This is a genomic window from Virgibacillus oceani (assembly GCF_041521345.1).
Taxonomy (GTDB): domain Bacteria; phylum Bacillota; class Bacilli; order Bacillales; family Amphibacillaceae; genus Virgibacillus_N; species Virgibacillus_N oceani_A.
The window spans coordinates 12,267-37,140 of sequence record NZ_JBGOHB010000020.1; the positions used below are offsets into that span (position 1 = coordinate 12,267).

At 39.1% G+C, this 24,874-nt stretch carries 12 protein-coding genes and 1 pseudogene; 1 reads left to right on the plus strand and 12 read right to left on the minus strand.

Translation table 11 applies throughout. The features are described 5' to 3' along the window. Positions 1-46: 46 nt before the first annotated feature. The 12 genes and pseudogenes from ACDX78_RS14795 to ACDX78_RS14850 form a co-directional block, all read right to left on the minus strand. Positions 47-487, minus strand: a pseudogene (locus ACDX78_RS14795) (aminotransferase class III-fold pyridoxal phosphate-dependent enzyme); the annotation flags it as partial. 372 nt (positions 488-859) lie between these two features. Beyond that, a complete protein-coding gene (locus ACDX78_RS14800) occupies positions 860-1,582 on the minus strand; it encodes a GntR family transcriptional regulator (RefSeq protein WP_486028927.1) in 723 nt (240 codons plus the stop codon). 233 nt (positions 1,583-1,815) lie between these two features. After that, complete coding sequence (locus ACDX78_RS14805; protein WP_486028928.1) at positions 1,816-3,204, minus strand: leucyl aminopeptidase family protein; 1,389 nt, start codon at positions 3,202-3,204, stop codon at positions 1,816-1,818. Between the two features lie 122 nt (positions 3,205-3,326). Next, complete coding sequence (locus ACDX78_RS14810; protein WP_486028929.1) at positions 3,327-6,599, minus strand: M14 family zinc carboxypeptidase; 3,273 nt, start codon at positions 6,597-6,599, stop codon at positions 3,327-3,329. Positions 6,600-7,120: 521 nt separating this feature from the next. Then, positions 7,121-11,170: a M14 family zinc carboxypeptidase gene (locus tag ACDX78_RS14815; RefSeq protein WP_486028930.1), complete on the minus strand. Its 4,050-nt coding sequence runs from the start codon at positions 11,168-11,170 to the stop codon at positions 7,121-7,123. 482 nt (positions 11,171-11,652) lie between these two features. Continuing rightward, the gene (locus ACDX78_RS14820) at positions 11,653-12,474 is read right to left on the minus strand and encodes a M55 family metallopeptidase (RefSeq protein ID WP_486028931.1); all 822 of its coding nucleotides are present in this window, start codon (positions 12,472-12,474) and stop codon (positions 11,653-11,655) included. Between the two features lie 27 nt (positions 12,475-12,501). Continuing rightward, positions 12,502-13,521 carry an ABC transporter ATP-binding protein gene (locus tag ACDX78_RS14825; RefSeq protein ID WP_486028932.1) on the minus strand — a complete coding sequence of 340 codons (1,020 nt, stop codon included), beginning with the start codon at positions 13,519-13,521 and terminating at the stop codon, positions 12,502-12,504. Then, positions 13,505-14,524 (minus strand): ABC transporter ATP-binding protein, encoded by a 1,020-nt coding sequence (locus ACDX78_RS14830; protein WP_486028933.1) that lies wholly within the window; start codon positions 14,522-14,524, stop codon positions 13,505-13,507. Before ACDX78_RS14830 ends, ACDX78_RS14825 begins: the two co-directional genes overlap by 17 nt. Beyond that, positions 14,514-15,443 carry an ABC transporter permease gene (locus ACDX78_RS14835; protein WP_486028934.1) on the minus strand — a complete coding sequence of 310 codons (930 nt, stop codon included), beginning with the start codon at positions 15,441-15,443 and terminating at the stop codon, positions 14,514-14,516. The genes ACDX78_RS14830 and ACDX78_RS14835 overlap by 11 nt, the downstream gene beginning before the upstream one ends. A 12-nt stretch (positions 15,444-15,455) precedes the next feature. Then, positions 15,456-16,406 carry an ABC transporter permease gene (locus tag ACDX78_RS14840; RefSeq protein ID WP_486028935.1) on the minus strand — a complete coding sequence of 317 codons (951 nt, stop codon included), beginning with the start codon at positions 16,404-16,406 and terminating at the stop codon, positions 15,456-15,458. Positions 16,407-16,491: 85 nt separating this feature from the next. Beyond that, positions 16,492-18,081, minus strand: coding sequence for an ABC transporter substrate-binding protein (locus ACDX78_RS14845; protein WP_486028936.1), 1,590 nt, complete (start codon positions 18,079-18,081; stop codon positions 16,492-16,494). Positions 18,082-18,583: 502 nt separating this feature from the next. Beyond that, on the minus strand, positions 18,584-22,393 hold the full coding sequence (locus ACDX78_RS14850; RefSeq protein WP_486028937.1) for a M14 family zinc carboxypeptidase: 3,810 nt from the start codon (positions 22,391-22,393) through the stop codon (positions 18,584-18,586). An 871-nt stretch (positions 22,394-23,264) separates the two neighbouring features. Here ACDX78_RS14850 and ACDX78_RS14855 point away from each other — a divergent pair. After that, positions 23,265-24,851, plus strand: coding sequence for an ABC transporter substrate-binding protein (locus ACDX78_RS14855; RefSeq protein ID WP_486028938.1), 1,587 nt, complete (start codon positions 23,265-23,267; stop codon positions 24,849-24,851). The last annotated feature ends 23 nt before the right edge of the window (positions 24,852-24,874 follow it).

A 24,874-nucleotide genomic window follows, 5' to 3' on the forward strand; every position in this document is an offset into this window, starting at 1 on the left:
TTTTGAATGAGTTATAAATAGCGGAGCTTGTCCTATAACTTCCACAAATGGACCTGTAGCTATATGGCGGATTAACATGCAGAAATTCCGGCAATCCCGTATCATATTTCATCCGACGGTTTGCCTGGGCAATCGCACTCAACGCGCCGAGTGTGGAACCATGATACCCGCGATATCTGGAAATTACCTCGTATTTTCCTGGATTGCCTGTCTGTATATGATATTGCCGTACAATTTTAAAAGCAGTTTCATTCGCTTCGGATCCGCTGTTCGAAAAGAAAGTCTGAAATCTCGCACCAAGCAAATCGCTGATTTTTTCTGCCAGTTTAATAGCAGGCCTATGATTCATGGTTAAGGGAAAATAAGAGAGTTTTTTCATCTGCTCTGCTGCTGCATCCACAATCTCCTGTCTGCCATGACCCAGGTTTAAACACCATAAACCGGAAGCGGCAATCATCCTTTTTTCTTCTGGAATATACCAGTGCATAGCATTCCACAAAGCTGAATCTTTTTTGGTCGCTTGATTCATCTCCGTTTTTGTTTTCATCTTCCTTCCTCCCGTCTATTAAAAATAATTTACTTTTATGGAGCTTAGACACTTGAAAGTCCACTATTTGCAATCGCTTTCATTTTGATTAAATAGCTCCTCCTTTTTTCTTCTTGCACCGCTCCTGAAATCCTCTCCATAAAGTCAATAAAAGAGAACCCCTCCTTATTTAAATTATATTTCATAGTGACATCATGACATCTGTACCAGTTAAAATACAACAGAATACATTTAGTATAGCAGATTAAATTTCAATATTATTTCTAAATTCAGATATTTTTTTCAAATATCCTTTATAAATAAGTTTTATAACTATCTGCTCTTACGTGACAGGTTAATCGTAAACTGATACATGTCGCTCCGGTAATAAGCCTCTTCGTATTCAATCACATTTCCGAAAACGTCTTTAATGATCCTTTCGGCAATTATCGCCCCCGATTTTTCAGGTACTTGAAGATAATCCCGGTCTTCCTCCAACAGCGCTCCGCTGCTTATCACTTGTCTCGCATCCGCAAATTGAATACCAAGTTCATTTTCCACCAAATCATATAAGGTGGCATCATCCAGATTATATTTCACAAGACGTTCCCCAATTTTCACGGGGTAATAGTGCCGTTCAATTCCAAGCGCAATATTGTCTGCATAACGCACTCGCCTTATAAAATAAGCTTTCTCAAACCTGGATACTTTCTGAACATATGCTGGAGGTACTGTAACGTAATGATCAATCAATTTTGCACCCGGCTTCATCCCCAAGTTTCGTATCGTTTCCGTCGTACTGCTCAAATGTCCAAGCCAATCATCTACGGGGCGTAAAGAAACAAACGTCCCTTTTCCGTGTTTTTTTTCCAGAATTCCTTCCATGACAAGAAGATTTATGGCCTCCCTTACCGTGCTTCTGCTTGTATGAAATTCCTCCATAAGTTGTCTCTCACTTGGAATCTGCCCTTTATAAAATCCTTTTCTAATCTGTTTCTCAATTTCTTCTTTTAGTTGAATATGCAATGGGATAAAGCTGTTATAATCCAACTCCACTGTCCCACCTCCTTTCATGCTTGTTTGAACTCTTTTGTATATAATACTAGATATTTTGGTGCCTAGTCACATGCTTGAGCGCCTGAGTGGGTGCTAGGCACTTCCAGAATTTTGTTGAAGTAACTCGGAGATGTATTTCCCTACTTAGGAAAAAGATACGAACCAGCACGGCCTTCCATTAGCCCAATATTGTTAATGTCCGGTGCATTTTGAACAACTCATGGGAACTGGATTTACCATTCTTGATTTGAAATATACTCAGCATAATCCGCCAACAATCTTGCCCCATACCCACTAGCTGATTTTGAATAATAACCAGCTTCATCACTTTCCTTTACACCTGCCATATCAATATGCAGCCATTTTTTAACGTCCTTAACAAAATGACGTAAAAATAATGCGGCAATAATTGAACCCGGACCATCGCCTGAACTTATATTACAAATATCCGCATAATCACTTTTTATATTTTTCTCATATTTATTTAATAAGGGTAACGACCAAACAAAATCCCCATTTTTATTTCCTATTTCCTCAATTTTACGCGTTAATTCATTATCGCCAAAAACACCGGCCATTTCATTTCCTAAAGCCTGTTTTACTGAGCTGGTTAGTGTAGCGATATCCACTACATATTCTGCTCCAATTTCATTTGCACGCAAAAGCCCATCCGCCAATATTAGTCTTCCCTCGGCATCTGTATTGCCGATTTCAACAGAAAGATTATTATTATATGTAATGATATCTCCAGGTAAATAAGAATCCTCCCCCAATATATTTTCTACTACTGGGATAAGACCAATTACATTCACTTGAGCATGCGTATCTGCTAATAATTTTACTGCACCTGCAACAGCTGCCGCTCCTGCCATATCCATTTTCATTACACTAATATTTCTGCGGACCTTTAAACTTATACCACCAGTATCAAATGTTACACCCTTACCTACAAGTACTGTTAGTGGTTTTGATTGATCACCACAGTAAGCTAATTCTATAAAAGCAGCGGGGTGTTTACTACCTTTATTCACAGCCAAAACACCATGCATTTTACTAATTTCAGCCTCATCCAATAACTTCATATCAACATTTGAATTATTGAATTCCTTCTCTAAATATTTCGGAAAAGTAGTCGGGTTTAATGCTTCAGGTGTTTCATTTACTAAATCACGGGTAAAGGCAGTTGCATTAGCTCTTGTTTTACCACGTTCGATATATGATTCAATTCCAGTAATATCGTTAAATTTTAAATCAGTTTCTATTTTCAACTCTCTCGTTTTGTACTTTGAGAAAGAATAATTGCCTAACGTCCACCCCTCTACAAATGCAGTAATAAGCTCAGGTTTACTGATATAATCAAATGTTTTTAATAGTTCATTGAGATCAACTTTCCCTGATCTAATCCTGTGTTTCCCTAGTTCTCTTGATATATCACCTGCTAACATTCTAATTTCATCCAGTTCATAATTATTATTGCCTATGGTGACAATGAACGCTATTTCATCATCTAAAGTTGTTAAGAAACAATCTTTTCCAGTTTCCAGTGATAATAAGCGTTGCAGATTATTATTTTCTTTTACTTTTTGATTGTTTGAAAACAATACATTGATCTGTTCAGTCATCGTATATTTCACCCTTTGTTATTTTTTTAACACTAACCTGACTATTGATTACAAAATACCATCATCTCCCCGTTTTAAACAAGGAGATGATGGTTTTCATCATTTATTATCTCATTCTCTGCTTATTCCCATTTGGCAATTAACAATTCAGCATCAGCGTAAAGCGAATCGTACGCTTCCTCGGACATCTGCTCTGCCATATGGTCAAGCAATAAATTAAAGCTTTCCATATGCCTCACGACTTTTTCTGCTTCTTCCTGTGATTCATATTGATCCACTGCAGTTAAATGAAGAATTAATGACCTTACAACCTGATCATTTTCAAAAGCTCCCTCTTCATCAAACTGTTCAATACTTGTTATCATGCTGGCTGCACTGATTGATCCCACTTCTACCACTCCGTCACGGGCTTCATTCAGTATTGTCAGTGCAGTATCCACTTCTTCTTGCGTTGCATCCGGGTTACTCAGTACTTCTTCAGCTCCGGTTAAAGCATCCTGCAATACTTGCCAGCTTTCTTCCGTATAATCAGCCTCGTTCAGGTTTTCAGCAATGATCTCATCGACGCGATCCTGCAGTGCCGTTTTGTCAACTTCTGGATCTTCTGGATCAAACAGATCTTCTGGTGCGCGCGGGGCTTCTAAACCACCTGTACCAACCCCAACGAATGCCCAGTCATTAATGGTACCATTTGTAAATGCTGCAAGTCCTAATTTTCCACTAGATAAGGAACTATCTTGTCCTAATACTTGGAAATCAGGTTCTTCTTCACCATACGGCCAAGCTTTTGCATATAGCCTGTCACCTTCAATTTTAAAAATAACCTCATACCAAATATCTTCACCAACTTCAAATGGTAATGCGCCGCTGCCTCCAATTAATGTGTAGCTTCCATTTACATATTTGCCAATTCGTAACTGGTTTGCTCGTGAACTGGCATCCGGGCTTCTCATATCAATGTAATAAGCATTCTCACTGCCTGCTTCTCCAGACATGTGGAAGCCTACTTGGAACATAGTGTCTCCAACATTACTTGCCCGAACAACAGCTGAAACCTCAGAATCTCCCTCATGTTCACCAACGGCATCCCATGTTAATGCCCGACGTCCTCCGCCATCTAATGAATGCTCGAGTCTACGAGGGTTATCAACGACTTTCCAGTCACTATCTCTCCATAAGGTCGACCAATCTGATGGAGTTTGATCCAACTCATATTCAATAAAATCTGTTTCATACTGTGCTGCATCCTTACTTAATAATCCGGAACGCGCATTTTCTAATTGTGCCATTGCATCGTTGATGGCAGATTGCACTGCTTCATTCGGATTATTCTCGGCATTTTCCAACACATCTCTAGCATTTTCCAGCGCAGTTTCTAATGACTCCCACGTTCCTTCTGTATAGTCTTCTTCAACAAGGTTTTCGCCTTCGATGGAATCAACAAGATCATCCAGGCCAACAGTACTAATATATCCAGGCATATCTTCCGGTGCTCGCGGCGCATCTTCACCACCTGTACCGACTCCAACGAATGCCCAGTCATTGTATCTGTTACTGGTAACATGTCCAAGTCCTATTTGACCACTATTTGTAAGTGGGTCTTCTACTGTAATTGACCAATCTTGTGGTTCATCAGCACCATATGGCCAAACCTTTCCTTTTAACATGGATCCTTCACGTTTAAACACAACGTTTAACCATGTATTTTCATCTACAATAAACGGTAGATTTGCCGTTGTACGCGTACTAAAAGAGCCACCTAAGTTACGATTTATACGAACGTCATTATTTGTCCGAACATCTAAATAGTAACTATTTTCTGCCCCTGCTTCTCCAGTTGCATGCAGTTGAAGCTGGAAGAGGGTTGCACCACTTCCCCTTGGACGTACCAGGGCTGATACTTCAACATCCCCATGAACTTCACCGACTGTATCCCACGCTAATAATCTGCGACCACCTGCACTATCTACAAAATGTTCCAATCTATGTGGCTCATCCTTGATTTCCCAGTTACTATCTCTCCATTGCATTGTCCAATCAGATGGTACACCTGATTCAGTATCCGAGAAATCAGTTTGATATTGAGCAGGCTCTGTCTCTTCTGGCGGCTCCGGAGGCTCTGGAGGCTCCATTGATCCCGGGTCTGTACAGTCCTCTAATGGCATTCCTTCTATCTCATTATAAAGCGCCCGATCATCAACTAAAAACGGGATAACTGTCATCATAGGTTGATCCATCGTTATAAATACAGCATCATCACTTACCTGCTCTGTTTCCAGTGCAAATAAGTCAATATGACGCTCAATTACCTCTGCTTGCTTTGTATGAAGCAAATATCCACATACCGGTGGATCTATTATTTGTTCTTTTTCTGGTTCATCATCTGCACCAGCTAAATAAAAATCAGCTTTATTTTTACCATCAGCCTGTTTACGTATAGGCGCTCCATCTACCGCAGCTGCAATTTCATCAAATCTTTCCTGATAAAAAGACAAGACGGAATTATAAGAACTCAACTGCATATCAACTCGATCTTCGTTAGTAGCTGTTCCGGCAGATTCTGTTAAAACACTTATACCGTGCCTGAGACCTCCCATATTCCGAAGAATACGCACATCTTCTCTACCAGATCCACCTGGTCTCCCATACAATCCTGTTGACCATCCATCATTTATCGCATCAGGCATCATGTAGTCTTGTACCAACTCGACATTCAGATCGTATATGTCACGATCCACGTTAAGGTTACGTGGCCACAAGTACTCAATATCCGGGTTGCTGCCGCTTGGACGTTCATGGGCATCGATTGTTATATCTGGGTTGAAATCCCTTAATACTTTTGCAATTGTTTGGTTTTCAGGAGTTACTAGATTTAGATTGTCCCGGTTGTTGTCAATTCCCCAAGAATTTCTACGATTGTTCGCCTCACGCCCATCCGGGTTCGGTGTAGGCATAATTAAAACAGTTGAATTTTCAAGGACTTCAAGCATAGCAGGGTCATCCGTAAAAGCTAAATCACGTAGGATCTTAAAAGCTCCCTCTCGACCTGCTGGCTCGTTTCCGTGTGGCGTACCCATAATAAATACAGTACGGCCATTTTGAATCTCTTCTTTGGAGCGTTCAGATTCTCCAACATAGACCATATATATAGGTTTTCCATCAACAGATTGTCCAACTTCTTCATACCAAACCCTGTCTGATAGTTCTGCTACTTCATTAATAAAATCTATCTCTTCTTCCAATGTGGTCCACTCGCCACTGTTTCGGTCTTCAAAGCCAGTCGTCGGCAAGTCTTGTTCATTATCATATAATGCTGCAAAACTACTTGCCGGGATAAGCGTGAAGATTAATAAAATTGTCATGAAAACTATTCTATTACGCATTTGTCTTCCCATAGTTATTTAATGTCCTCCTCCAAAGTAATATTATTTCTGTTTAGCTTGAAATTCTTGGCAGCGTTAACAATTTGCTTAAGATAAATTAATCCTCATGTAGGTTTACATACTAATTTCCTAAACTACTTCCAGTACACCCCCTATTCTTCATATATTTTATAATGATAATATTTCTTAGTTTGTTACCTTTAATCGGTAAATTATGAATCTCTTTTATCTGTATCTACTATATTACTGTAACTTTCTTCTTCTATTAATCTGCCATATTCTTCAACAAAAACAATGAATATGAAACCGATGAACAATCAATTAATAAGGTATGGCAGTGTTAAGCAGTTTTTTCACCAACTTTGTGATTACACCTCTTATTCCGGTTTTATCTGTTGTTGTTTCACCTTGATCCAGTAACCTGTTCTTTAACTTTATCTTCATTCCCAAGAGTCAAAGATACAGGATGAAAAGATGATGAATATATCCCCGCGACAACTCCAACAGTTGCCGCAGAGAACAATTTCTGTCTGTTATTCCCACCCGGCAATCATAGATTCAGCGTCAGCGTAAAGAGAATGATACGCTTCCCCGGACATCTGCTCTGCCGTATGATCAAGCAATAATTTAAAGTTTTCCATATGTCTCACTACTTTTCCTGCCTCTTCTTGTGATTCATACTGATCCACTGCAGTTAAATGAAGGGTTAATGACCTTACAACCTGGTCATTTTCAAAAGCTTCCTCTTCATCAAACTGTTCAATACTTGTTATCATGCTGGCTGCACTGACTGGCTCCGCTTCTACCAATCCGTCACGGGCTTCATTCAGTATTGTCAGTGCAGTATCCACTTCTTCTTGCGTTGCATCCGAGTTACTCAGTACTTCTTCAGCTCCGGTTAAAGCATCCTGCAATACTTGCCAGCTTTCTTCCGTGTAATCGGCTTCGTTAAGGTTTTCAGCATTGATCTCATCAACGCGATCCTGCAGTTCTGTTTTATCAACTGGATCAAATAGATCTGCCGGAGCACGAGGAGCATCCGTATCATTCGTACCAACTGCATAATAAGCCCAGTCGTTTGTCGCACCACTTGTAACGTGGCCAACACCTACTTTTCCTTTATGAAAATTGTCGTCTTCCACTTCAATCTGCCAATCGTTTGGTTCTTCCTCTCCAAATGGCCAGATTTTACCTTTCAATGTGGATCCTTCTTTCTTAAATGCTACTTGCAGCCAATCATTTGACTCTGCTGTATAAGGATACTCGGCGGTTCCCAATACATCAAAGTACGCATTCATATTGCGGTTTATCCTTACTCTGTCATTACGTAAATCTAAATAGTAACTATTCTCACTTCCTGCAGTTCCTGATCCTTGAAGATGCAATTGGAACATGGAAGCAGCATAATCTCTTGCTCTTACAACCGCAGTGACTTCAACATCTCCGTAAACAGTTTCTGCTTCATCCCAAGTTAATACCCGGCGTCCTCCGCCCTCTGTTACATAATGTTCCAGACGGCTAGGATCATCCTTCACTGTCCAGCCACTTTCTCTCCATAACGTCGACCAGTCTAATGGAGCTTCTCCTGTTTCATATGCACTAAAGTCATTGGTAAATTGACTGGAAATCGTTTGTAATTGGCCAAAAACTTCATCCAGTTTTTGTATCTCTTCCAATATTTCTTCTTGTGTAAGATCAGATCTTTCCAATAAAGCCTCTGCATCACGAATTGCATTTTGCAGATACTCCCAGCTGCTATCAGTGAAATCCGCTTCATTTAAGTTTTCAGCTTCAATTTCAGCTAGTTTACCTTCCAGGGGAGCTCTATCGACAATGAGATCGTCTGGTGCACGAACAGCTTCAGCTTCATTCGTTCCTACCGCAAAATGTGCCCACTCATTTGTCACACCGCTGCTGACATGTCCGACTCCTACTTTTCCTTGAATAAAATTGTCATCTTCTGTTTCTACTTGCCACTCATTCGGTTCCTCTTCTCCGTACGGCCAAACTTTACCTTTTAAAGTTGACCCTTCTCGTTGGAACACCACCTGGTACCATTGATTACCTTCAGGGGTGAACGAAATGGAACTGCTTTGCAGGACTGAAAATCCTCCATTCATATTACGGTTGATACGAACATTTCCGGAACTCCGTAAATCTAAATAGTAACTACTGTCTCCGCCCGCAATTCCTGATCCCTGCAGGTGAATTTGAAACATCGTGTTCCCTGGATTTGCTTTTACTAATGCGGATAATTCAACATCACCAGTAATTTCTCCGGCTTTATCCCAAGTTAATACACGACGTCCTCCACCTTCTGTAACAAAATGTTCCAGTCTGCTAGGGTCATCTTTCACCGTCCAGCCACTTTCCCGCCATAATGTAGACCAATCTGACGGAGCCTGTCCGACTTCATATTCGGAAAAGTCGGTACTATACTGGGCCGCCAGTGATGAATATGCGTTATATAATGTGCTAATTGCACTATCCACTTCCGATTGTGTTGCTTCCTCATCTTGCAGAACATCCGTTGCAGCATTTAACGCTTGCTGTAAATTTTCCCAGCTATCCGGTAAAAAGTCTTCTTCATTCAAATCTTCTTCAACAATTTCGTTAATTCTTCTTTCCAATACTGATTTATCCACCCCATCTATTAAATCATCAGGAGCTCTTTCTGCGTTTTCGCCATATGTCCCAACACTAAGGTATTTCCAATCATTTATCATTCCTGTTGATGAATGACCAAATCCAACTCTGCCATAGTCGAGATACATATCATCTTCAAAAGTGATTGACCATTCTTCAGGTTCCTCATCTCCATAAGGCCATACTTTTCCATTTAATGCATTACCATCTCGTTGAAATACGACTTGGTACCATTGATCAATTTCCAAATCAAAATCTAAATCCTCCGTGACCAAAGTGGTATTTCTGCCACCTAAAAGACGGCTGATCCGAATGCTATTCTCACCATGTTGTTTCGTTACATCCAGGTAATAGCTACCCTCATTTCCAACACTTCCGGTACCGTGGAGATGCAGTTCAAATAATTCCCCCTCATTACTGGCACGAACTAAAGCTGCTGCTTCCACATCGCCATGCACTTCTCCAATCTCATCCCAAACAAGTAAGCGGCGATCTCCACCATCAGTTACAAAATGCTCCAAGCGTTTTGGTTCGTCCTTAATTGTCCAGCTGCTGTCGCCCCATATGTTTTCCCAGCCGGCAGGTGCTTCTCCAGCGTCATTATTTCCGAAATCAGTTTGAAACGCCTCAGGTTCAGGAATGCTTGGCGGATCAAGCGTACCAACCTCGGAACAATTATCAACTGCTAAACCATTCACTAATTTTATTTCGGAATTTTCATCAAGCATAAAAGGGATGACGGTCATCATCGGCTGCGCCATGGTGACAAAGTATCCATTCTCTACTTTTTCTATTTCCAATCCAAATAAATCTATTTGTATTTCCAGATGTTCTTTTTGCACTTCATTAATTAAGTATCCACAAGGCGGTGGATCCAATATGGCCGACTCATCATCCGGCGGATGCCCAACCCTGCCTTCCAGATAAAATGGCTGATCTCGTTCTTCCCCTTGGCGCATTTTATTTTCACGAGATTCAGATACTACCTCGCCAACACGGTCAAATTCCTCATAATAAAAACGTAATATCGAGTAAGCCGATTCCATTTGTCCAGCTACTCTTACCAGTGGTTCATCAGTCCACGAACCTTCTGTGAGTACCCCAATACTATGTCTTAACCCTGACATACTCCGAGTATTTGTCGGTCTTGCCCCTGGTGGATAATAATCTACGGTAAAGCCTGCATCCTCCAGATCAGGAAACATGAAATCTTCAAATAATTCATCGTTTAATTCTCGTAAATCTGTATCCACATTTAGATTGAGGTTACCCAACAAAGATATATTAGGACCAGAAATTCTTTCATGCGCATCCAAAATAATATCAGGTTTAAACTCCTGTTGTACTGATGCTAATGTTTGAACCTCCGGCGTTTTTAACATCAAATGATCACGATTCAGATCAAAATCATCCAGGTTCCTTCTTACGTTCCTTTCCCTGCCGTCCGGATTTATTGTTGGAATAAATAGAATCGTAGAATCTTCCATTAGTTCCAGTAATTCCGGATCCTCAGTAAACGCCAAGTCTCTGAGTAATTTTAAAGACATTTCACGTCCTGAAGGTTCGTTTCCGTGAAATGTTCCAGCAATTAATATATTTCTTCCTTCTGCTATTTCTTCATCTGTTCCCGGCCCCGGATTTGCTACTCTTACTAAATGTAAAGGCCGTCCATCTGCCGAATGCCCATGTACTGTGTATTCCATTCGGTCAGATTTTTGCGAAACTTCTTCTAAAAATTCCAACTCTTCTTCATGCGTAGTCCAACTGCCGTCATTACGAATTTCCAAGCCTGTTTGTGGAATGTCCTCATCTTCAATAGCTGCTTGTTCAGTAGAACTCAAATTCCCGGGCTCTACCATTGCCAGTCCATTCATTGGAATGAGAAGGAATGTCAAGAAAACTATTAAGATAGAAATAAAAAAATGCTTTTTATCCATAATTAATCCCCTTCATATTTATTTTTTAGTTCACACTGCTGGCCAATGGCAACGCTTTCCTTTTAAATTAGCGTTATGGAAAACAGCTACATTCAACCGGCCTCCTTTATCTTTTATTCACTGATGTTATATAGACTTTATGCACTCTATTAAACTGACAATAACAAAAAGCAACAAAATACGCTATAGAGATTCATAATTTTTAAGAAAAATGGTAATAAACTACTATTTTTCTATGAATGACTTATAGGTAAATTTCATTAATATTAATGTTTAGTAGGTAAATAGTACTTCATTCGTATTAGGCGGTCATCGTAATACATCATTGAGTGTGATCTTTGCAAGTTTTTCTAAAAGTTATTTCATTAAAACAAAAAAGTTTAAACCGGAGTGAATATCCCAGTTTAAACTTTCCCTGCTACTGAGTAAATTCAATTTTTTAAAGCGATATGTTCTACCAACTCTGGTGACTCGCGAATCTCTTATGCATAATTATTAGCCATCATAATAAGCCCTCTCAAAATTAAGAAGCCATCAATAAAGTTGTCTGTACTATAGTATACACTCAAAGGATCTCTCTTTTTCACCATTGGCATTGTAGCCGCTATGTCTGCAAATAAAGTTTTTGTAAATTGTAATTCAAAGTTAAACGCTTTTGTATTTAATTTGAATGGTTGGATAGCGTTATAGTTTAATAGCGCATTGGTTACACCTTGTTCAATTAATTCACAGGATAGTTCAGGGTGCAGGCTTTCACTCGTAACCTGATTAATAGTACGCTTAACCTGGGCAATAACAATATTATCAATATGTGATTTGGCTTCGTCAACAAGCAGGTTGCATCCTGATACAAAGGCTACGGGAACATCATGTTCTCCTGCTATTAATGCATTTAATCCAAATTCTCCGTACTCCTGATCATTCACCCTGATCCCGCTGATGACTCTGCCATTGTAAGTGTGATTTAAAATTCCCTGTGACCCACTTTTGGTATGATAACCTATAAAAACAGCAGCATCAAAGTTACTATCTATTCCTTCCATCATACCCAGCTTTTTAGGGGTACCCGAAATTAATTTTGCCTTATTTGAAAGTAATTCCACATAAATATTCCGCATCGTCCCATGTGAATCATTCACTATAATTTCATCAGCACCAGCCTCTAGAGCTCCTTTGACCGCAGCATTTGTTTCATGGGACATAAGTACTCTGGCCTGCTCATAGTCTTTGCCTTCTCGGGCTGTATGATCTCTATGAACAACCCCGGCGACACCTTCTATATCTGCAGAAATATAGACACGCATGATACTTTCACCCTCTCCATCTTCATTTTAATTATATAAATGACAAGCAACAAAATGATCTTTTTCCATTTCTTTCTTTTCAGGTTCAACCTGCTTGCATATATCCATTGCATACGGGCATCTTGTATGGAATACACAACCACTTGGCGGATTTAATGGTGATGGCAGATCACCCTTTAAAATAATTCTTTCTTTTTTATATTTAGGGTCAGGCTGTGGTACTGCTGAAAATAATGCTTGTGTGTATGGATGCAGCTGTTCATTAAACATACTGTCTGTAGGTGCTTCCTCCACAATTTTCCCTAAATACATGACACCTATCCGATCAGAAATATGACGAACGACACTGATATCATGTGCAATAAAAAGATAAGATAGATTTAATTCTTCCTGTAAAGACTGTAATAAATTAATAATTTGCGATTGAATAGAGACATCCAGAGCTGATACTGGCTCATCACATATAATAACTTTTGGGTTAACAACTAAGGCTCTTGCCAAGCCAAAACGCTGCCTTTGTCCACCGGAAAATTCATGAGGAAACCTATAGTAGTGCTCCGGGCGCATCCCGACTTTGTCCATAATTTCCATAACCCTGTCTTTTCGTTCTTTCTTATCACCTATAGATTGAATAATTAACGGTTCTTCGAGTATTTTCCCTATACGTTTACGAGGATTTAAGGATGAATAAGGATCCTGAAAAACCATTTGCAAATCCCTGCGAAGTTCCTGCATTTCTTTCCCGGATAGATTGAGTATATCCTGGTCTTTATATGTAATGCTTCCTTCAGTCGGTTCTGTTAACCGCAATATAGATCGCCCTGCTGTGCTTTTTCCACAACCTGACTCTCCAACAAGCCCATAAGTCTCCCCTTCATTCAGCTTAATTGATATATCATTAACCGCTTTAACATACCCTTTTACTCCGCCTAATCCCCCAAATACTCCTCTAACCGGAAAATACTTTTTTAATCCTTCTATATTTAGAATAGGTGTCTTTTCTTCAGTCTTATGAAAAGGTGTTTTTTCTTCAATCTGTTGCGACATGTTCTCCCTTCCTTCCATTAAGGATTTTTTCAGCATGCCAGCACCTGACTTTAGAACCTTCTTCCCCCAAAGACTTTAGCTCAGGCATTTCATTCAAGCATAATTCATCAGCAAATGGACATCTTGATGCAAACCGGCATCCCTCGGGAACACTGTCTAATGAAGGCACACTCCCTTTTACTACATTCAATTTTTTCGATCGATCTCCATCCATTTTAGGTATAGCTTCCAATAAACCGGAAGTATAAGGATGAAGCGGCTGCTCAAATAAACTTACAGTACTTGCTTCTTCAACGATTTGACCGAGGTACATGACAGCAACACGGTCACAGATTTCAGCTACAACCCCTAAATCATGCGTAATAAATATGACTCCCGTTTTTAATTCCTCATTTAAACGAAGGATAATATCAAGTATTTGCGCCTGAATTGTTACATCCAATGCCGTAGTCGGCTCATCCGCAATTAATAGTGATGGTTGACATGCCAACCCTACAGCGATCATCACTCTTTGCTGCATTCCTCCGGACAGCTCATGCGGATATTCCGAAATCCTTTTTTCGGGAGAAGGTATTCCCACTAACTTCAAAAGTTCAATTGCTTTGTTATATGCTTCTTTTTTTGATATATCCTGGTGCAGTAAAATAGCTTCGATAATTTGATTGCCAATGGTATAAACCGGGTTTAAAGAACTCATTGGGTCCTGAAAAATCATGGAAATTTCATTACCCCGAATTTTCTGCATTTTTGACATTGGCAGTTTTAATAAATTTTCTCCCCTGTATTTTATCTCACCCTCATACTTGGTGTTAAACTTTTCATCATGCAGACGTAAAATCGATTCTGCTGTTACACTTTTGCCACAACCCGATTCACCTACCACCCCTAATATCTCCCCTTCTTCAACATGGAATGATATACCATCAACGGCAGTAACAAAACCTGCATCTGAACCAAAATGTGTTTTCAAATTGGACACTTTGAGCAGAGCCTCAGTTTGCATTCTTATCCCCCTTTATTCTTTTGCCTGATTTTACACGCGGGTCGATTAAATCTCTCAATCCATCTCCAAATAAGTTCAAGCTCATTACAGCTAAAATGATCATTATTCCAGGAAAAACCGTCATCCACCAGGAATTAAAAATGACTAACTTTCCGTCATATAAAATGTTTCCCCAACTCGGGTCCGGTGCGGGAACCCCAACCCCTAAAAAGCTCAACGCTGCTTCTGTGATCATGGCATCTGAAAAAATAAAAGTAGCTTGAACGATCAAAGGAGAAATGGTATTCGGCATAATATGCAGCCAAATAATTCTAAATGAACTTGCTCCTTGTGCTCTCATCGCTTCAACATACGTCTGTTCACGAATCGACAAAGCAACTGAACGTACTATCCTGGCAATAGATGGTGTGAAAACGATAGTTAATGCAATAATTACATTTCTGATAGATGGACCAAGTGCTGCCATCAATGCAATAGCTAATAAAACGCCCGGTATGGCCATTAACCCATCACTTATCCTCATAAGTATATGGTCTAACGTTTTATAATAACTTGAATATAACCCTATAATTAAACCAAATAAAGAAGACAGAAGGGCAACCGCAAATCCGACGCCTAATGTGGCACGGGCTCCATACACTATACGCGAAAGTAAATCACGGCCAAAGTTATCTGTACCCAATACATATTCTCCACTTGGTGAAGAAAGACGTTCACTCACTGTCATCTCATTTGGAGTATACTTTACTAACATAGGACCGAATATAGCCAGAAGGCATAGCAGGATAAATATAACTCCGCCAAAAACCATTAATTTATTTCGTAAAATTTTCTTCGTTAATATTTTTCGTTGTTCCGATTTCAATTTACTTTTTATTTCTGACAGATCTACATTACTGTCCGTTTTCAATGTCTGCATTCTTATCCCCCTTTACTTACGATCCAGACGAACTCTGGGGTCAATCATTCCATACAATATATCAATAATTAAATTCAGGAAAATATATACAACGGTAATAAACAAAACCACTCCTTGAATAACTGCAAAGTCCCTTCGTTCGATAGAATTAATAACTAACTGTCCGATTCCGGGAATATTAAATACAGTTTCAACAACTACCGCACCTGTAATTAACGTTCCGAAAGTTCCACCAACTACCGTTAAAATCGGTAAAAGCGCATTTCTAAACGCATGCTTAAGTATTAAGCCAAAATTTTTCACACCTTTGGCGCGAGCTGATTTAATATAATTCATATTTAATACTTCTAGCATAGAGGAGCGGGTCATTCTTGCAATAAGTGCAGCTTGAATAGCTCCAAGGGATACGGCAGGCAAGATTAGGTACTGTAAATGAATCAGCAAACCTTCTGATAAAGGTCTGAAACCCGCCACCGGCAACCAGCCCAGCTGCACGCCAAATAACAGCACTAACAATAATGCCAGCAGGAAACTTGGTATGGACATTCCGAGTAATGCAAAAACCATCATGGATGAATCTGTTAATGAGCCTCTTTTATTTGCTGCAAGAACCCCAATAGGAATTGCGATAAAGAGGGAAATAATTTGAGCAAAAATGGCCAGCGAAATTGTAGGAACAATGCTATTGCCAATGGCCTCAGTAACAGGTGAATTCATAAAATAAGAAGTGCCCAGATCCCCTTGAAAAACCCCTGCCATCCAACTGAAGTATTGCTGATGTATAGGCAAATTAAGCCCTAAACTTTCTTCAAGTTCAGCGATTTGTGCCGGAGTAGCCTCTTCTCCTAAAATTACTGAAGCAGGGTTACCCGGGGTTATATGTATAATTAAAAAAATGACGATAGAAACTACTAATAATACAGGTATGGCGGATAAAATTCTTTTTACTATGTAACTGAGCATCTATAAACCTCCCTCTTCTGTTCAAAATTAATCAACTAATAATAGATTACTCTCCTAAGAGGGTTACTTAGGAGAGTAATCACACTTAATTATTTACAGATATGTTCCAGAAAATCCCGCCGTTTGAATACACAAACCCATCAACATAATCAGCCATAACGTATAGGTGGCTATATCTGCCTAATTTCGTTCCTGGCAGGTAATCTGACCATATATATTCCTGCAATTCTTCCCAGCTTGCTCTGGCTTCTTCCTCGGTATCTGCTGTTTCAATTTCTTCCATTAATGCATCAGCCTGATCATCTTGAGCTACCCCCGCAGTATCTGATTGTATATATAGCATTTGGGTAGGGTTGGGTCTAAATGTATATCCATTTACACGCAAATGCCAAGCTGATTCATCATCTACCAAATCAGTTAAGGATGGCCAATCATAAACCTCCAGTGATACATTCATCCCTAAATTCTCCAACTGTTCCTGGATTACTACCGATGAATCATAATAATGCTGGTAATCCCGTGTTGTAACTATTTTAACTTCTTCCCCGTCATAACCTGCCTCATCCAATAATTGCTGGGCTAAATCTTGATCGTTTTGATTGTAATATTCTTCTCCGGCATCCGTTGCCCATTGTACATTCTCATCTTCCATCAGGTTTGCACCCATGGTATATATTTCCGGATCTACAAGTGATGCTTGTAATATTTCATCAAGATTCAAGGCTGCATTGACGGCTTGTCTCATCGTCGGATCCGAGAATAAACCTTCTGATGAATTGTATTGCATAACCATATCACCTGCTAATGAAGGTTCTACCTGCAAATCGGTTTCCATCAATTGCTGATAACTGTCAAATGGCAGCTGATAAGCTAAATCATATTCTCCGGATTGTATACCTGCCAGTCTTGTTGAAGAATCCGGCGCAATATAAAAGTAAATATCATCAACAGGCGCTGTTCTTGCACCTGCTAATCCATCCGGTTCTTCTTCAAGCGGTTGATAATCTTCAAACTTACTAACATGGATATAGTTATCCTGCGCCCATTCCACAAATTCATAAGGACCGGTTCCTATATACTCTGTAACACCATCCGGCCCGGCTGCTTCAACGATCTCTTTAGGCATAATAGCACCAAATTGGCCTGCGTTTGCCATTGTACTCATTATCATTGAAGAAGGTTCATCCAATTCCAGGGAAACAGTATATTCATCCACTTCTTCAAACTCGTTATTACCAATTATTTCACTTGCCTGATTCGCATTTTCCTTCCAACGATTCATGGAAGCCACTACATCTTCTGCTATCATTTCTTCGCCATCATGAAACATAATGCCTTCTCTTAAATGAAAAGTAAATGTTTGATTATTTTCATTTTCCACTTCTTCTGCCAAGAGTGGTGTCGCCTCATATTCCGCATTTAATACCAGTAAAGATTCAAATACCATTCTTGCTGTATCTCTTGTTGCTGTAGATGTAGTCATCACTGGATCAAATGTAGGCGGCTGTGCGTTAAGCGCAATATTTAATGTGCCACCGGTTTGGCCGCCTTCTGTTTCTTCTGATTCACCGGATCCATCAGCTTCCGTCGGTTCATCTCCACTGTCACATGCCGCAATCAGTAACGCCAATGCTCCAAGAAAAAACAAAATAATAAAACTTCTTTTTAATTTCACAAAATTTCCCCCTTATTAATCTTTTGAAAGAAAAGTAAGTAATACACCTCCTTCATCTGTAAACCCTTTCATTTTCATGCCTCTTCAACTGAATTATATAATTCCATTAACTAAATCTTTTAGTAAATTTATCCAGGATAGAATTTAACTTATATATTGATAATATTGATAATATTGATAAGGCTGAAAACTGTTAAAAATATTATAACACACAAAGTTCGCTTTACAAGTGCAATTTTTTAAATGATTTATCCGTAAATATTATATTTTTAATAAAATATTTTAATGAATCTTTGTAAGGTGAAACAAAATGGAAAATTTGCGTCTCTTTCTCACGAACGTGATATTTAATATATTAATGGGGAAATTTTATTTGAAAAGTAGTATGACAAAATCTATTTATAAATTGTTTAAAGTTAATAAAATTGATATATATGGAATATACTTTAGAGCTGTTCTGACACAAGGAAACACCACCCTGTGACAGATGGTGTTTCTAGAATTATTCCCAATGATTTATGACTAACTCTGAATAGTCATAAAGGGACTCATATGCTTCTTCAGTTATTAGTGAACTCTCTATATGATGATCCAGTAACAACAAGAAGCTTTGCATGTGCCTCACAACTTTATCTGTTTCATCCTGGTCTTCATACCGGCTTACGGCAGTTAAGTGCGTTGTAAATAAGCGTGTCATTTCATCATCTTCAAATTCTCCGGTTTCTCCAAAGTGCTCAACAAATTCTATTAATTCACTTGCACTAGGTGCCGGAGCCCTTGGCGCTTCCATATCTCCAATTCCAACGCCATAGAATGCCCATTCATTAATTGCTCCACTGCTGACATGGCCTACTCCCACTTTTCCTTTTACAAAACTATCATCTTCAACTTCTATTTGCCATCCCTCCGGTTCTTCCTCACCGTACGGCCATACTTTTGCTTTTAACATTGTTCCTTCACGTTTGAAAGCGGCTTGATACCACGTGTCAATTGCTGTAGAAAATGGCAAACTTTCTGATCCTAAAACAGTAAATCCACCATTTCGATTACGGTTAATCCGTATGTTTCCTGAATTTGTTATATCAAGATAGTAACTGCTTTCTGACCCTGCATCCCCTGATCCCAGCATATGAAGCTGAAACAAAACACCAATGTCATTTTCTGATTTTTTCACTAGCGTTGAAACTTCTACATCACCATAAATTTCGCCTGGTTGATCCCAAGTTAAGACCCTGCGTAATCCACCATCAGTTACAAAATGCTCCAGTCGGCTTGGATGCGCTTTCACCGTCCAATCACTTTCTCTCCACAATGTCGACCAATCGAAAGGGGCTATTCCAGTTTCATATTCTATGAAGTCTGTCGCAAATTGGTTGTTTACGGATTGTAGTTCAGCATAGGCTTCATCCAGGTTTTGTATTTGTTCAAATACTTCAGCCTGGGTTATATCTGATTCATTCAACAAATCTTTCGCCTCATCCATTGCATGTAGTAAATTGCTCCAGCTATCTTGTGTGAATAATGCTTCATCTAAAGATTCCATTTCTTCAATTTTTAACTCGAGTGGTGCTGTATCTACAACTAAATCTTCTGGAGCACGAGGTGCCTCTTGATCATTGGTCCCCACTCCAAAGAAAGCCCAGTCATTGGTAACTTCTGTTGTTACATGCCCAACACCCACTTTACCTCTGAAGTGACTATCGTCTTCCACCTCGATCTGCCACTCTTCAGGTTCTTCCGTGCCATATGGCCATACTTTAGCTTTTAACATCGTACCTTCACGTTTAAAAACAGCTTGATACCACATTTCGAACTCTGGAGAAAATGATAAACTTTCTGATCCCAAAACACTAAATCCACCATTTCTATTTCGATTTATTCGTATGTTCCCTGAATTAGTTACATCAAGGTAGTAGCTGCTGTCACTTCCCGCATCACCATATGCTTGTAAATGAAGCTGAAATAAAACGCCTGGATCATAGTCTCCTTTTTTAACAAGTGCTGAAACTTCAACATCCCCCGTTATATCTCCTGGTTTATCCCAAGTTAATACACGACGTCCTGAACCTTCTGTCACAGAGTGTTCCAAACGTCTCGGATTATCTTTGATTGTCCAGCCGCTTTCACGCCATAATGTTGACCAATCAAACGGCATCTGTCCAATGTCATATTCCGAAAAGTCTGTTTGGTAATGTGCTGCAAGCGAGGTATAAGCCGCATATAAATTTCTTACAGCTTCATCAATTTCTGCCTGGGTCACATTCTTTTCTTCCAGAACCCGCTCAGCCTCTGCCAAAGCATCCTGCAATACTGCCCAACTCTCAGGAGAGTAGATACTTTCATCTAAATTTTGATCGTTAATTTCATTAATACGTCTTTCTAACACAGACTTATCAAGCCCGTCTATTAAATCATTGGGAGCTCGCTCTGCACGCTCACCATAAGTACCAACACTAAAGTACTTCCAATCATTAATGACTCCGGCTGTGTCATGCCCTACACCCACGTTTCCTAAAATAACATATCTATCCTCTTCAACTTCTATCTGCCAATCGCCGGGTTCTTCTTCATCATATGGCCAAACCTTACCTTTTAAAGTGTTTCCTTCACGCTGCAGTACAACTTGATACCATGTGTCAACCTCAACATCAAACGGTAAAATTTCACTGTTTAACTCGGTGGTTCGTCCATTATATAGTCGATTAATGCTTACCCTATTTTCATTATGATTGTTAGAGACGTCAAGGAAGTATCCATATTCATTATCTTCATCCCCATAACCATGCAGATGGATTTGAAACAATTCTCCCATACTGTCAGAACGAACCATGGAAGCTACTTCCACATCACCATGGACCTCACCCACTTTATCCCAGTTCAGTAATCGTTTTCCTTCCCCTTCATTGACAACATGCTCTAATCTTTTTGGTTCATCTTGCACTACCCAGTCACTGTCACCCCAATACTCTGTCCAATCATGCGGTATATCTCCAGCATCATATTCGGTGAAGTCTGTGTTAAATTGTTCTGGCACAGGCAGAGCAGGTGGGTCTAAGGATTCTAATTCTGAACAATCCTGCACAGCTAAACCATTAGCTCTTTTATATATAGAGTTTTCATCTAATATAAATGGTACAACGGTCATCATTGGCTGATCCATCGTAATAAAGAAACCATTATTTACTTCTTCAACTTCCAATGAAAATAAATCTATTTGTGTACTAATCCTTTCCTTTTGTCTCTCATTAATTAAATAACCACAGGCAGGCGGATCTAGAATATCCGATTCATCCTCAGGGAATTCATCTTCCTCTCCATCTAAACCAACCATTCCATCTAAGTAAAATGGTTCGGATTGCTCTCTGCCAATTCTTTGCTTATTTTCACGCGACTTTCTTACAACTTCTCCTACATCATCGAAACGTTCACTATAAAATCGTAAAATAGACTCAACGGATTGCATCTGTCCATCAACTCTTACAAGCGGTTCATCGGTCCATGAACCTTCAGTCAAAATACCAATACTATGTCTTAATCCTGTCATACCACGTATATTTCCGGGCCTCCCACTAGGGGGATAGTAATCATAGGTAAAGCCCCCCTTTTCCAGGTCAGGAAACATATAATTATCAATTAAGTCAAAATTTAATGCCTGCAAATCTGAATCGACATTAAGGTTTAAATTTCCTAACACAGAAATATTCGGACCTGATATTCTTTCATGAGCATCCATTACAATATCGGGTTTAAATTCATTCTGGATTTCTGCAATTACCCGGTGTTCCGGTGTCATAAAGAAAATGGAATCTCCATTTGGATCAATGTCATCCTGAACTCTTCTAATATTAGCTTCCCTTCCATCAGGATTTGCTGTTGGAAGAAACAGTATAGTAGATTTCTCCAGTAACTCTATCATTTCCGGATCTTCAGAATAGGCTAAATTTCTCATTGTTTGTAAAGCCATTTCACGGCCGGATGGTTCATTTCCATGAATAGTTCCCATAATAAAAATGTTTCTTCCTTCTGCGACCTCTTCATTTGTGCCGGGACTTGGGTAGCCTACTTTCACTAAATGCATCGGTAGACCCTCTGCGGAATGTCCGTAAACTTCATATTCCATACGGTCGGACTTTTGAGATAATTCTTCCAGAAAATCCAATTCCTCCTGATGGGTTGTCCAACTTCCATCGTTACGTATCTCTAATCCCGTTTCGGGTGGTTCTTCATCTTGAGCGTATACTTGTCCGTTTAATGGTGATAAAAAAAAGAAAAAGATTGCTGCTAATAATCCAAGATTTATCTTCTTTATCATTATTGTTAACTCCTCCTAAGATCCTAAGCACTCATAAAACAAATTACTACTATATAGCCACATAGGTAATCGACTGTTAAAAAAACACATCTTAAATATAACCACCTTCAATTAAGTCATATATATCCCCCCCATTTTCAAAGTTTTGAATTCACAGGTATTATCGTAAACTAGTATAGCAGATTGTATTTTCAAATTGTTTAAAATTCTTAAAATTAGTATATTTATGCTATTACTAGTTTTTATATTAAGGTATATTGATCTAGATGATATATTTAAAATGAATCTAATGTATTATGCTATTTGTCATATATAAGAATATTGGTACGTAGTAACACACAAGGTTTTATTTACAGGTATAGATCTATTGAATGGAAGTGTTCACTATTGAATTGCTGATTGTCTTAATCCTATTATGTGCTGTGCCCGTTAATATTGGCTATTTTAATTACATATTTTCTAGTTTAAAGATTTAATGGAAACCCTTATTGCACGTCTTAAAATTAGTTTCATTTATACAATTCAATTAAATAATCCTTGCTTTGCGAAGGCTCATCAAATATAGTAAATATATAAAATAATAAATAGGCTCTATGAGTTGTAAGTATCTTCAAGAAACTAAATTTTTCATAATGTTAACTTTTCAGTGTAAGCGTTATCAACATTAGAAACTACAAATATTGATAATTCCACGCTTTACCATTACTCAATACGTTGTTGCGGGTTTGAGAGGAGGCGAGTATACGTCCTGCACATCAATGAGCATCAAATAGTAGAAAAACACAGGCTTGCTCTCACGGTTTCAGCATATTTTACAAACTTCACGACATTAATTATCAAATTAAAAAGTTTAATAAAGGAGGAAATATCATTGAAGCATAAAAACGAACGTCTATGGACAGTTATAATTATGATTATTTCAATTTTCATTATATCTGGATGTACTTCAAATTCAGAACCAACAGAAGGGGAAGCTGAAGCTGGTGAAGACAGTGTAAGTGGGGAATTAAGGGTTGCCCATAACGCCCAACCTCCAACACTTGACCCGCATATGACGACAGCAGGGGTAACGAGTGATATGAGCAGAATAGCCTTTGAAACACTAGTAACAGTGGACATGGATTATCAGCCAATTCCTATGCTTGCGGAATCCGTAGAAGAAAGTGATGAAAATGATGCATTTACTTTTCATCTAAGAGAAGGTGTGACCTTTCACAATGGAAAAGAAATGACGGCTGAGGATGTCGTTGCATCGATGAACCGGTGGCTGGAAAACTCCGCTGTAGCTAATGAAGCTTTTGGTGATGCGGAATTTGAAGAAATTGATGAATATAAGGTTGTTTTAGAACTTGAGGGATCATCCTCCATTGCATTAGATGTATTGGCCTCAAAAGAACAATTTGCAGCCATTATGCCGAAAGAAGTTATTGATGAAGCAGATCCAGAAGGAGTTAATGAACTTATTGGAACTGGACCTTATGAATTTGCTGAATGGGCACAGGATCAATATGTTCATTTCACAAAATTTGATGATTACCAGCCTCTTGATGAACCTGCCGATGGATTAGGCGGAAAAAAAGAAGCACTGGTCAAGGATATTTATTTCGATATTGTGACAGACGCATCCACACGGGTAGCAGGTATCCAAACAGGGGAATATGATATTGCTTTTGCCATTGCTTTTGAGAATTATGAACAATTGGCTGAAAACCCCGATATAAACCTTGAACCAGTTTATACATCCAATATGGATTTAATTTATAACAAAGGTGGTGGCCTAATGGAAGATGTTACAATGAGAAAAGCTGTAAATGCAGCCATTGACATTGATGATATCTTACAAGCATCCTTTTCCGATGAAGCGCTATTTTTAGCGGACTCCGGTTATATGAGTAATGATATTAGACATTGGGCAAGCGATGCCGGAAGTGAAATGTATAATGAGAACGATCCAGAAAAGGCTCAACAATTATTTGATGAAGCAGGTTACGATGGAGAAGAAATAGTTATCATGACAACTCGAGACTATGAGCATTATTATAATGCATCTGTGGTGATTAGCGAGCAGCTCGAGCAGATTGGTATAAATACGAGTTTAGAAGTATACGACTGGCCAACCATTGTTGATCGGCGTGAAGACCCTGAAGCATGGGATTTGTTCGTTAATGCTTTTCCATTCAAATCCGATCCTACTCAGCTATTGCAAATCAACTCGGATTTCGCAGGGGGAGTGGAGGATCCTACAGTAGTAGAATTACTCCATGCTATACGTACGTCTCCATCTCAGGAGGATGCACAAGAATACTGGAATGAATTACAGGAATATGCATGGACAGAGTTCCTGCCAATTACAAAATTAGGTACATTTGCTAGTATTTACGCTATCTCAGATGATGTGGAAGGATTTACTGTGGGACAAATGGGGCCTATGCTTTGGAATACAAGTGTGGTGGAGTAGAGGTTAAGATTTTGCAAGCAGGG